This window comes from Flexivirga sp. YIM B11880, from assembly GCF_058148645.1.
The window spans coordinates 43,620-55,849 of sequence record NZ_JBMAMH010000009.1; the positions used below are offsets into that span (position 1 = coordinate 43,620).

Sequence of the window (12,230 nt, forward strand, 5' to 3'; positions counted from 1 at the left end):
TCAGGCATGCGCGGGTCTCGATACGCCCTCCGCTAGCGCTCCGGGCTACACCTCGGTACGCCCGCTCGTTCCTCACGGGCTACACCTCGATACGCCCGCTCGTTCCTCACGGGCTACTCGGCGCGGCGCTCGGCGCGGCGCTCGACCGACGCGAGAGGCGAGGTCGACCGACGCGCGTCACAGGCCGGCCAGCCAGTTCTCCACCAGGTGCGCGCCGGCGTCCCCGGACTTCTCCGGGTGGAACTGCGTGCCCGCCAACGGGCCGTCCTCCACGGCCGCCACGAAGCCGGCGCCGTGCTCGGCCGTGGTCACCAGCGGGTTGCCGGCCACGCGGCTGGCGAGGAGCTGGGCGGCGGCATACGAGTGCACGAAGTAGAACCGCTCGTCCTCGATGCCGGCGAGGAGCGCGGAGCCCGCAGCGGGTGCGACACGGGACCAGCCCATGTGCGGGACGACCGGTGCGGAGAGTCGTTCGACGATCCCGGCGAAATGGCCGAGGCCCGGCGGAGGCGGCTGGATCGAGGTCGGCTCGGTGGACCCGTCGAAGAGCACCTGGAAGCCCACGCAGACTCCGAGCACCGGACGTGCGAGGCGCAACCGTTCGGCGATCAGCTGCGGTCCCCCGGCATCACGCAAGCCGATCATGCACGCGTGAAAGGCGCCCACGCCCGGCACGTAGAGGCCGTCGGCGTCGAGCGCAGCCTGCCGATCGGCGGTCAGCGTGACGTCCGCACCGACCCGCTCGAGCATCCGGACCACCGAACGCACGTTGCCGCTGCCGTAGTCGAAGACCACGATGCGCCTCTTCACAACTGCTCCAACTCGGTCCGGATTTCCTTGTCTTCCTTCGTGACTCGCGAGAAACGCTCGACCGCCTTGGCCACCGGCTCGACCAGCGCGGCACCCTCGGCGTCCTTGACCTGACCGCTGAGCAGCCGCTCGCCGGGAAGAGCGAGTGCGCCCATCAGGTCGGCGAGGACGTCGTCGAGCAGCGCTGTGCGGTCGTTGAGGATGTCCCGTATGGCGCGCACCGACTCCGGCACGACACCTGCGGCCATCGCCATGTCGCCGGGCCGGGCCGCCGGGTGACCGGGCAGCGCGGACACCCCTTCACCGCGCTCCCAGACGAGCCACCGGGGCAGCGCGCGCCAGCCGCGCGGATGCACGACCAGCACGCCGCGGTCGTCCAGCCGGAACAGCCCGATGGCGGCGCGCATGCGGGACGGCACGCGGCGTGCCAGCAACACGCGGACGGCGTCGTCGTACGGCGTGCCGGCCTGCGACGGTCCGCCGGGGACGACGGCGGTCCAGCCGGCGAGCGGCACGACATACGAGGGCACGACTCCCTGACGCACCCAGGCGGATGCGGTCTTGACGTCACCGTGCAACAGCAACAGGCCGGTGCCCCGGGAGCGAGGTTGTGGCATGCGGCCTACAGCGCTCCCTTGGCGCTCGGGATGCCGACCACCCGCGGGTCACGCGCGATGGCTGCCCGCAACGCTCGCGCGACGGCCTTGAACTGCGCTTCGACGATGTGGTGCGGGTCGCGTCCGGAGAGCACCCGGACGTGCAGCGCGATCGCGGCGTGGTGCCCGAAGCTCTCCAGCACGTGCTGGGTCAGCGCGCCGGTGTAGTTGCCGCCGATGATCGCGTAGACCTGCCCCTCGGGTTCGCCGGTGTGCACGACGTAAGGCCGGCCGGCGACGTCGACGACGGCGTGCACGAGCGCCTCGTCCAGTGGCACCGTCGCGTCACCGAAGCGGGAGATGCCGCTCTTGTCGCCCAGCGCCTGGCGCACCGCCCGGCCGAGCACGATGGCCGTGTCCTCGACAGTGTGGTGCGCGTCGACGTCCAGGTCACCGGTCGCCTTGACCTGCAGGTCGATCAGGCTGTGCTTGGCGAAGCTCTCCAGCATGTGGTCGTAGAACCGCACTCCCGTCGAGACGTCGGCCGCGCCCGTGCCGTCCAGGTCGAGAGTCAGGTCGATCTGGCTCTCCTTGGTCGCGCGCTCGATGTGCGCGGTGCGGTGCTCCGTCGTCATGCCTGTTCTCCTTCGACCAGTGATCTGAGCGCACGCAGCACGGCGTCGTTCTCCTCGGGTGTTCCGGCGGTGATCCGCAGGTGATGCGGTATGCCGACGTCGCGCACCAGCACGCCGCGGTCCAGCAGAGCCTGCCACGTCGCCGCCGCGTCGTCGAAGCCACCGACCAGCACGAAGTTGGCGTCGCTCGGCACCGGACGCAGCCCGAGTTCGGCGCAGCCGGCCACCAGCTCGTCCCTGGTCGTCTTGATCTTGTCGACCATCGACAGCATCGTGTCGGTGTGCTCCAGCGCCGCGCAGGCGACCGCCTGCGTCACCGTCGAAAGGTGATAGGGCAGCCGCACCAGGCGCAGCAGCTCGGTGAATTCCGGTGCTGCTGCGAGGTATCCGAGCCGGGCACCGGCGAACGCGAACGCCTTGGACATGGTGCGGCTGACCACCAACCGGTTCCGGCCGGGCAGCAGGGTCACCGCGCTGCGGGTGCCCTCGCGGGCGAACTCGGTGTAGGCCTCGTCGACCACGACGATCGCCCGCTCCGTGGCGTCGTAGACACGCTGCACGACCTCGAGGTCCAGCGCGGTGCCGGTCGGGTTGTTCGGCGAGCAGAGGAAGATCAACTCGGGGTCGTGCTTGCGGGTCTGCGCCACCGCCAGGTCGCCGTCCAGATCGAACCGTTCGGGGTCGGCGTCGCGCAGCCCGTCGATCCAGGTCGTCCCGTTGCGGCTGCTGATCAGCGGATGCATGGAGTATGACGGGGTGAAGCCGAGCGCGGTCCGGCCCGCTCCCCCGAACGCCTGCACGATGTGCTGCAGGACCTCGTTGGAGCCGTTGGCCGCCCAGACCTGCTCGGCTGTCACCGGCTCGCCGGTGGTGCGCCGCAGGTAGCCGGCCAAAAGCTCTCGGAGCCGGACGAATTCGCGGTCCGGGTAGCGGTTGAGCGAGCCGGCCGCCGCGGCGACGTCCCGGGCGATCTGGTCGACCACCACCTGCGGCACGGGGTAGGACGACTCGTTGGTGTTGACCGCGACTGGCACGTCGAGTTGCGGCGCGCCATACGGCGTCTGTCCGCGCAACTCGGCGCGGACCAGCTCCTGGAGGCTTCTCATTCGAATCGCGCGGTCACGGCATCACCGTGTGCCGGGAGGTCCTCCGCCGTCGCCAGGGTGACCACGGTGTCGGCGATCTCGGCCAGCGCGTCACGGGAGTAGTCGATGACGTGGATGCCCCGCAGGAACGTCTGGACCGACAACCCGCCGCTGTGGCAGGCGCAGCCACCGGTCGGCAGCACGTGGTTGGAGCCGGCGGCGTAGTCGCCGAGGCTCACCGGTGCGTAGTCACCCACGAAGATGGCGCCGGCGTTGCGGATCCGCGCGGCGACCGCTGCGGCGTCACGGGTCTGGATCTCGAGGTGTTCGGCGGCATAGGCGTCGACGACGCGCACACCCTCGTCCGGTCCGTCGACGAGCACGATGCCCGACTGCGGACCGCCGAGCGCCGTGCGGACGCGCTCGACGTGCTTGGTGAGAGCGACCCGCTCCTCCAGGGCCTGCTCGACCGCGGCCGCGAGCTCCTCGCTGTCGGTGACCAGTACGGAGGCGGCCAGTTCGTCGTGCTCGGCCTGGCTGATCAGGTCGGCCGCCACGAGCTGTGCGTCGGCCGTCTCGTCCGCGAGGATCGCGATCTCGGTCGGCCCGGCCTCGGCGTCGATGCCGATGACACCGAGTAGCAGCCGCTTGGCCGCCGCGACGTAGACGTTGCCGGGGCCGGTGACCAGATTGACCGGCTCGCAGACGGTTTGCCCGGACTCGTCGAGGGCGCCATACGCGAACATGGCGACCGCCTGGGCGCCGCCGACGGCATAGACCTCCTCGACACCGAGCAGGCCGCAGGCCGCGAGGATCGTCGGATCCGGGTATCCGGCGAAGTCGCCGGTGTTGGAGCGCTGCGGTGGACTGGCGACCGCGAGCGAGCCGACCCCGGCGATCTGCGCCGGCACGACGTTCATCACGACGCTGCTGGGATAGACGGCCTGGCCGCCGGGCACATAGAGACCGACACGCTCGACCGGAACGTGCCGTTCGGTCACGGTGCCGCCGGGCACCACCTCGGTGACGATCTCGGTGCGGCGCTGCGCCTCGTGCACGATGCGGGCGCGACGAATGGATTCGAGCAACGCCTCACGCAGCGCCGGGTCGAGCTGTGCGACCGCTGCTGCGATGACGTCGGCAGGCACCCGCAGCGAGGGCGGCCGGACGCCGTCGAACTTCTCGTCCAGCTCGAGCACCGCCTGCGCACCGCCGGCATGGACCTGCTCGCAGATGGGCCGCACTATGTCGAGCGCGGCCTCCACGTCGAGTTCGGCTCGGGGCAGCGCGTTGCGCAGTGCCAGGGCGTCCATGCCGCGAAGCGCCGCACCGCGCAGGTCAAGGCGGTTGATCACGCGGCCAAGTCTAATTGCCGCGAGGAGTGGCTCCGCGTCGCGTCCGCTCCCCGGAATCACGCGCGCCGGTGGGGCAGAGGCGCAGCCGCGACCGGGATACTCCACCCATGACCCTGGTCCAGATGCACGGCTGGCACGACGCCGTCGTGGTGCTTCTCTTCGCCGTCGTCGCGACGTTCCTGGCGGCCGGCATCGTGCGGTGGGGACGCCTCGGCAGCGGGTTCGGGCAGATCACGGCCGGTGTGCGCGCCTGCGTCCAGCTGGCCGCCGTCGGCCTCGTGGTGGGCGCGGTGCTCCGGTCCTGGCCGTTGTCCTTGCTGTTCTGTGCGCTGATGTTGTCCGTGGCGGCATACACCAGCGCCCACCGGATCCTCGGCCACGCGACGTGGTGGACGCTGGTGCCCATCTGCGGCGGCGTGGTGCCTGGCGTGCTCGGCATGCTCGCGACGGGACTGGTGCCCATCAGGCCGATCGCGGTGATCCCGGTGCTGGGCATCGTCGGTGGCAACTCGATGGTCGCGACGTCGTTGTCGGGCAAACGAATTCACGACTCCCTGCGCAGCCGGTACGGCGAGTTCGAGGCCGGTTTGTCCATCGGGCTCACGTCGGCTCAGGCGGCCGACGTGGTCGCCCGCGACGACGCTGCGTTGGCGTTGATCCCCGGTATGGACCAGACCCGGACGGTCGGGCTGGTGACCCTGCCGGGGGCGTTCGTCGGCGCGCTGCTCGGTGGTGCGAGCGCATTGGAGGCGGCGGCCGTGCAGCTGCTCGTGCTCGTGGCGCTCCTCGTGGCGCAGGCGATCGCCGTGCTGCTCACCACCGAGCTCACGATCCACGGCAAGCTCGGCGCGATCGGTGCGCGCGAAGCGCAGCGCCGCCCGGTCCGGCGCCGGATCCTCGCGCGCCGCTGAGGGTGCGATCGCAGTTCAGCGCGTCGGGTCGGTGTCCCGCACCTCGTCGGGATCGGTGCCGTAGAACTCGCGCTCGACGACCTCCCGAGCACGACGGGAGACGCGCAGATAACGCTCGGACAGCTCGTGCCCCGCACCGACCGGCGAACCGAGGATCCGGGCGATGCCGTCGGCATCCGCGATCGACCCCGGGAGCGAGTCGACCGGCCGGCCCCGCCACAGCACGGACGCGTTCCGCAACCGGCTCGCGAGCGTCCACGACTCGCGCAGCTTGGCGGCGTCCCGCACCTCGAGCAGGCCGTGCTGCGCCATCACGCGCAGCGGGGTCGTGGTGCCCGGATGCCGCAGCTCCGGGATCTCGTGGGCGTGCTGCAACTGCGCGAGCTGCACGGTCCACTCGACGTCGGACAGCCCGCCGCGACCGAGTTTGAAGTGGGTGCGGATGTCGGCGCCGCGCGGCAGCCGCTCGGCCTCCATCCGGGCCTTCAGCATGCGTATGGCGCGCACCGCCGACGCGTCGATGCCGCCCTCCGGCCACCGCAGCGGATCGATCAGGTCGGTGAACCTGCTACCGAGCGCCTGGTCCCCGGCGATCGGCTGGGCCCGCAGCAGCGCCTGCGCCTCCCAGCCCTCCGACCACCGCTCGTAGTAGGCGGCGTATGACGCGAGGGTGCGCACGATCGGCCCGGCTTTGCCCTCGGGGCGCAGGTCGGCGTCGACCACCAGCGCCGGGTCGGGGCCGGCCGCGCTGAGGCCGGTGCTGAGGAAGGTCGCCACCTCCTCGGCCTGGCTCTGCGCGAGCTGGGCGTCGGCGCCGGGCAGCGGATCGTGCACGAACATCACGTCCGCGTCGGACGAGTAGCCCATCTCACGGCCGCCGAGGCGACCCATGCCGATGATCGTGATCGCGGTGGAAAGCGTTGTCCGGCTTTGTTTTTCGACATGCCGGATGGCCAGTTCGAGCGTGCCTTGCAACGTGGCCGCCGCCAGGTCGGTCAGCGAGCGCTCGACCGCGTCCAGGTCGAGCGCACCGGTCAGGTCCGCGACCGTGATGCGGATGAGCTCGTTGCGGCGTGCCGACCGGATCGCGAGCAGTGCCGCCTCGTCGTCGTCCGGCTGCCGGTCGACCGCGGCTCGCATGACGGTGAGCAGTTGCGCGCGGGTGAGCGGCACGAGGGCGTGATGGGAGCCGAAGACGCGCACCGCCGAGGGCGCGTTCTCGAGCAGCTGCCCGACATACCGGCTGGCGGCCAGGGAGCGCGCCAGTGTCTCGGCGGCCCGGCCCTCGTCGCGCAGCATCTTGAGGAACCAGTGTGTCGAGCCCAGCGCGTCGCTGAGCTTGCGGAAGGCGAGCAACCCGAGGTCGGGGTCGACTTCCTCGGAGAACCACTGCAGCATGACCGGCAGCAGGGTGCGCTGGATCGCCGCGCGCCGGCTGACCCCGGCCGTCAGTGCTTCCAGGTGCCGCACGGCACTCTTGGCGTCGCGGAACCCCAGTGCGGCAAAACGGTCCTCGGCGTTCTCCCGGGTGAGCCGGGCGTCGTCGCCGGACAGGTTGGCGACCGCCGTGAGCAGCGGCCGGTAGAAGATCCGCTCGTGCAACCGGCGCACGTTGGCCGCCCGGTCGCGCCACTGTTTGACGACCTCGGTCTCGGGATCGACGCGCAGGCCGACCGACCGGCCGAGCATCCGCAGCTCGGCGAGGTTGTTCGGCATCAGGTGGGTGCGTCGCATCCGGGACAGCTGGATGCGGTGCTCGAGCACGCGCAGTTGCCGGTAGGCCTGGTCCAGCTCGTGCGCGTCGACGCGACCGACGTAACCGCCGCGGGACAGCGACTCCATCGCCGCGAGCGTGCCGCGGTTGCGCAGCCGTTCGTCGGTGCGGCCGTGCACCAGTTGCAGCAGCTGCATGCTGAACTCGATGTCCCGCAGGCCGCCCGGCCCGAGCTTCAGCTGACGCCCGGCCTCGGCGGCGGGGACGTGCTCCTCCACTCGCCGGCGCATCGCCTGGACGTCCTCGACGAAGTGGTCGCGGTCGGCGGCCCGCCATACGAGCGGCTGGATCGCGGTCAGGTATGCCGCCCCGACCTCCTCATCACCGGCGATCGGCCGCGCCTTGAGCAGCGCCTGGAACTCCCAGGTCTTGGCCCACCGGTCGTAGTAGGCGCGATGCGACTCGACCGTGCGCACGAGCGGGCCCTGCTTGCCTTCCGGCCGCAGCGCCGGGTCGACCTGCCACAGCGCGCCCTCCCCGGTCGCGACCGAGCAGGCGCGCATGATCTCCATGGCCAGCTTGCTGCCGACCTCCATCGCGTCGGCCTCGGCGACACCGTCGGCCGGCTCGGCGACGAAGATGACGTCGACGTCGCTGATGTAGTTGAGTTCCCGGCCGCCGCACTTGCCCATGCCGATGACGGTGAGCCGGCAGGTGTCGGCGCCGTCCACCGTGTTCCGCGCGATCTGCAGCGCCGCCGCGACGGCCGCGCCGGCGAGCTCGGCGAGCGCTTCGGAGATCTCCGGGAACTGGGCGACGGCATCACCGGTCAGGTCGACCGCCGCGATCTGCAGCAGCTGGCGGTAGTAGGCGACGCGCAGCGCGTCATACGCCTCGGTGCCGGTGGCGTCCCCGACCGCGGCGGCGAGCGCGGTGTAGAGCTCCGCCTTGCTGCGCACCCGGGCGTTCACGACGTCGTGCCAGTGCTCGGGGTGGCGCACCAGGTGATCGGTGAGCGCGGTGGAGGCGCCCAGCAACATCACCAGCCGGTCCCAGCCGGCCCGGTCATCATCGAAAAGCGCTGCCAGCCGGTCCTTTTCGCGGTCCGGCAACACCTCACCCAGGCGCGCCAGACCCAGCAGCGCATGATCCGGGGATGCTGCCTGCGCGAGCGAGCCGATGCTCTCCGGCGGCACGACGAGCTCCGGGAGCATGCCGAGCGCCCGCTCCGGCTCGGTGAAGCCGGCCCGCGCCAGAACCGGCCGAGTGAGGGAAACACCCACCGTTACAGCCGGCCCAGGTACTGATCCAGCTCGTACTGCGTCACCTGGTCCCGGTAGGCGGCCCACTCGGCGCGTTTGTTGCGCAGGAAGAAGTCGAAGACGTGCTCGCCCAACGTCTCGGCGACCAGCTCGCTGTGCTCCATCATGTGGATGGCGTGGTCCAGGGACGCCGGCAACGGGTCGATGCCCATCGCGCGCAGCTCACGGTCGGTGAGCGTCCACACGTTGTCCTCGGCCTCGGGCGGCAGCTCGTACCCCTCGTCGACGCCCTTCATGCCGGCAGCCAGCACGACGGCGTAGGCGAGGTAGGGGTTGGCCGCGGAGTCGAGCGAACGCACCTCGATGCGCGAACTCTGCCCCTTGGACGGTTTGTACATCGGCACCCGCACCATCGCGCTGCGGTTGTTGTGTCCCCAGCAGACGTAGGGCGGCGCCTCGGCCCCGCTCCAGATGCGCTTGTAGGAGTTGACCCACTGGTTGGTCACCGCGCTGATCTCGCCGGCGTGGCGCAGGATGCCGGCGATGAAACGCCTTGCGGTTGCGGAGAGTTGGTATGGCGCCCCGGCCTCGAAGAACGCGTTGCGGTCGCCCTCGAACAGCGACACGTGGGTGTGCATGCCGGAGCCGGGCGCGTCGGCGAGCGGCTTGGGCATGAACGACGCGAAGACGCCCTGCTCGAGCGCGACCTCCTTGATGACCGTGCGGAACGTCATGATGTTGTCGGCGGTGCTGAGCGCGTCGGCGTAGCGCAGGTCGATCTCATTCTGGCCGGGGCCGGCCTCGTGGTGGGAGAACTCCACGGAGATGCCCATCTGCTCCAACAGGGTGATCGCCGACCGGCGGAAGTCGTGACCGGTGCCGTGCGGGACGTGGTCGAAGAACCCGGCGTTGTCGATCGGCGTCGGCGGCTGCCCCGGCCGCAGGTCCTTCTCGAACAGGTAGAACTCGATCTCCGGATGCGTGTAGAAGGTCAGTCCCTTGTCCGCCGCCTTGGCCAGTGCTCGCTGCAGCACGTAGCGCGGGTCCGCCATACTGGCCGACCCATCCGGCAGCCGGATGTCACAGAACATCCTTGCGGTGCCTGGGTTTTCGCCGCGCCACGGCAACACCTGGAAGGTGTCGGCGTCCGGCAGCACCAGCATGTCGGACTCGTAGACGCGGGCCAGTCCTTCGATCGAGCTGCCGTCGAAGCCGATGCCCTCGGCGAAGGCGCCCTCCAGCTCGGCCGGCGCCACGGCCACCGACTTCAGCGTGCCCAGCACATCGGTGAACCACAGGCGGATGAACCGGATGTCGCGTTCCTCGATGGTGCGGAGCACGTATTCCTGCTGACGATCCATGACTGAATCCTGCCCTACCGCACGCCGAGAGGCTCACCTACGCACCGAGAGGCTCAGACATGCGGCCGGGTCAGGCCCGTGCAACTGAGCCTGTGGGCGCGTTCTGAGCCTCTCGGCGGAGGGTGTGACCGTTACTTGCGGAACGCCACCTGCAGTCGCAGGCCGTCACCTTGCTTGTGCTGGACGACGATCCGGGTGCCGCTGCCGGCCACCTTCACCGAACCGGTGGGGTTGCCCGCCGACCAGTAGGCGTCCGGGTTCGAGTCGTCGAACACCGCGACACCCGCCTGCTTCGGCATGTTCAGCGTCGTGCCCTTGCGGTGCAGCGTGAACTTGTCGGTCTTGTCGGTGCCGAACGTCGAGTCGTAGGACTGGATCCGGTTGGACGCGAGCTCACCGGTCGGCCAGACGACCGGACTCGGGTGGGCGTCGACCGGCAGCACCAGTCCGTGGCCCGGGTGCTGCGAGGTGTTGTTGTTGGCGTATTCGTTGTCGACATACCAGACCAGCAGCCCGTCCTGGTAGGGGTAGTGCTCCACCCAGTCCGGCTTGTCCGGGAAGCCGAAGTTGTACGGCCCGACCTCGAGCGTCGTGTCGTAACCGGCGTAGCGGCGCGACTCGGCCAGGTAGTAGTTGGTGGCCGTGACGGTGTTGCTGCCGGTCATCCGGGTGAAGCCCTTCGGCGTCCACAGCGACGTCGCTGACTCCACGTCGTCCGTGGTGGTCCGGCCGTCGACGGTCACCGTGAGGTCGTCCAGGAACGCGCCGTCCAGGAAGACGCCGCCGTCCGTCTGGTAGGCGAACCGGAAGAGCGCCTTCTTGCCGGCATACGGCGCCAGGTCGAAGCTGACCGTGCTCCACGACTTCTTGGTGCCGGTGACGCCGTTGCCGACGGTCGTCCAGGTGGCGCCGCCATCGGTGGAAACCTGACCGTAGAGGTAGTCGTAGCCCTCTTCGATGTCGTACCAGATCGCCGCCGAGACCGACGCGGACGTGGCGCCGGTGAGATCGATCTCCCGCGACAGCGTGTTGTTCAGGTTGTTGGCGCCGCCGCTCCACCACTCGTAGGAGCCGGACTTCGGCGTGTTGTAGGTGGTGGTGATCTTCTTGTCGGGCAGGCTCACGGCGACCGCCTGCGGCTCGCGTCGGTTGTCCTGGTCCGCCGGACCGAGGTGTATGTCGGCCGCGTCGCCGTACTGCACGGTCTGCAGGTCACTCCAGCCGAGCTGCACCTTCGACCAGCCGTCCAGGTAACCCGGCGTGGTCCCGATCGAGTCCCGGCCGTGGTTGAGCCACGAGCCGCTGCTCATCAGACTCCAGAAGCCCACCGTGTTGTCGCCGCCACCGCTGGTGTCGTAGAGGTCCGGCAGACCCAGGTCGTGGCCGAATTCGTGTGCGAACACACCTAGTCCGCCGTTCTCGGGTTCCGTGGTGTAGTCCTGCACCCAGATGCCGGTGTTGCCGATCTGCACGCCACCGGACTTGTTGCCCTCGGGCCCGGTCGTGCCGATGCCGGTCTGCACGGCCCAGCGGTGCGACCAGATGGCGTCGGCGCCCTGTGCTCCGCCACCCGCTTCCTCACCCTCGCCGGCGTGGATCGCCTCGTAGTGGTCGATGTAGCCGTCCGGCTCGTTGAAGTTGCCGTCGCCGTCGTAGTCGTAGCGGTCCCAGGTGTCGAACTGCTGCAGGCCCTGCTTGATCTGCTCGTCGGTCTTGCCGGACTCGACCTGCTTGTTGTACCAGGCGGTCAGTGAGTCCTTGACGAACGACCAGTAGCCCTCCGCCTCGCTGGTGCCGTCACCCTTGACCGGGTTGTGCCCGTAACGAGCCTCGTTGTAGGGCACCTGCACCCAGTCGTCGACCTCGGTCGTCACGTCGAAGCGACCGAGCGACTGCGCCTTGTAGAAGCTGCGGAACGACTCGCCGCTGCCGTTGAACAGGTCGTTGTAGTGCGCCTGGTTGAAGTCGTCGACCCAGTAGGTCGAGTTGTTCTCGGTGCGGTCGGGCTTCGGTATGGCGTTGTGCAGCGGCCCCTCGGTGCCGCCGGCCGCCGGCTTGCTCTGGTTGCCGAACTCCGCGAGCGTCGTGAAGATCTTGGTCGACTGCTCGGCGTCGTACTGGACGTACTTGCCCTTCTTCGGCTTGGTGCCCTTGCCACGCTTGTCGTGGCTCGCGCTGCTCTCGGGCGCCTGCAGCTCGATGACCTTGCTGCCGTTGATGGTCTTCAGCTTCGCCTGGCCCTTGACGAGCTGGTCGACCGCCGCCTGGCGCTGGGCGGCCTGTTGTTCGGCGCGCGGGTTGGGCAGGTTGTCCGCTCGGTGCGCGGCGCCGGGTGCCACCGGCTGACTGGGTTGGGCGTCGGCGGGCTGGGCCACGCCGGCGAGGGCGAACGCCGCGGTCGCGGCGCAGGCCGTGACGCCGGCTGCTGTCTGGTAGACGCGTCTGGTCACTGTTCCTCCAATACAGAGGCCGCCTCGGACGGGGATGTGAGGCGGCGCGAT

At 69.9% G+C, this 12,230-nt stretch carries 9 protein-coding genes; 1 reads left to right on the plus strand and 8 read right to left on the minus strand.

From position 1 onward, the window contains the following. Positions 1 to 177: 177 nt before the first annotated feature. Genes hisH through hisD form a run of 5 tightly spaced genes read right to left on the minus strand, consistent with a single transcriptional unit; the run spans position 178 to position 4,481 of the window. Positions 178 to 810, minus strand: coding sequence for an imidazole glycerol phosphate synthase subunit HisH (gene hisH, locus ACN8HC_RS13645; protein ID WP_490075386.1), 633 nt, complete (start codon positions 808 to 810; stop codon positions 178 to 180). Beyond that, positions 807 to 1,427 carry a hypothetical protein gene (locus ACN8HC_RS13650; RefSeq protein WP_490075387.1) on the minus strand — a complete coding sequence of 207 codons (621 nt, stop codon included), beginning with the start codon at positions 1,425 to 1,427 and terminating at the stop codon, positions 807 to 809. The genes hisH and ACN8HC_RS13650 overlap by 4 nt, the downstream gene beginning before the upstream one ends. A gap of 5 nt (positions 1,428 to 1,432) precedes the next feature. Next, positions 1,433 to 2,041 (minus strand): imidazoleglycerol-phosphate dehydratase HisB, encoded by a 609-nt coding sequence (hisB, locus tag ACN8HC_RS13655; protein ID WP_490075388.1) that lies wholly within the window; start codon positions 2,039 to 2,041, stop codon positions 1,433 to 1,435. Beyond that, on the minus strand, positions 2,038 to 3,147 hold the full coding sequence (locus ACN8HC_RS13660; protein ID WP_490075389.1) for a histidinol-phosphate transaminase: 1,110 nt from the start codon (positions 3,145 to 3,147) through the stop codon (positions 2,038 to 2,040). The genes hisB and ACN8HC_RS13660 overlap by 4 nt, the downstream gene beginning before the upstream one ends. Continuing rightward, positions 3,144 to 4,481, minus strand: a complete 1,338-nt coding sequence (gene hisD / locus ACN8HC_RS13665) for a histidinol dehydrogenase (protein ID WP_490075390.1) — start codon at positions 4,479 to 4,481, stop codon at positions 3,144 to 3,146. Before hisD ends, ACN8HC_RS13660 begins: the two co-directional genes overlap by 4 nt. 107 nt (positions 4,482 to 4,588) lie before the next feature. Here hisD and ACN8HC_RS13670 point away from each other — a divergent pair, with 107 nt between their 5' ends. Further along, complete coding sequence (locus ACN8HC_RS13670; protein WP_490075391.1) at positions 4,589 to 5,392, plus strand: ABC transporter permease; 804 nt, start codon at positions 4,589 to 4,591, stop codon at positions 5,390 to 5,392. Between the two features lie 15 nt (positions 5,393 to 5,407). Here ACN8HC_RS13670 and ACN8HC_RS13675 read toward each other — a convergent pair whose 3' ends face one another. From ACN8HC_RS13675 to ACN8HC_RS13685, 3 genes are all read right to left on the minus strand, one after another. Beyond that, positions 5,408 to 8,389 (minus strand): bifunctional [glutamine synthetase] adenylyltransferase/[glutamine synthetase]-adenylyl-L-tyrosine phosphorylase, encoded by a 2,982-nt coding sequence (locus tag ACN8HC_RS13675; protein WP_490075392.1) that lies wholly within the window; start codon positions 8,387 to 8,389, stop codon positions 5,408 to 5,410. Positions 8,390 to 8,391: 2 nt separating this feature from the next. Further along, entirely contained in the window at positions 8,392 to 9,729 is a 1,338-nt protein-coding gene (locus ACN8HC_RS13680) for a glutamine synthetase family protein (RefSeq protein WP_490075393.1), read from the minus strand. Between the two features lie 131 nt (positions 9,730 to 9,860). Then, positions 9,861 to 12,179, minus strand: a complete 2,319-nt coding sequence (locus tag ACN8HC_RS13685) for an immune inhibitor A domain-containing protein (RefSeq protein ID WP_490075394.1) — start codon at positions 12,177 to 12,179, stop codon at positions 9,861 to 9,863. Positions 12,180 to 12,230 lie beyond the last annotated feature (51 nt).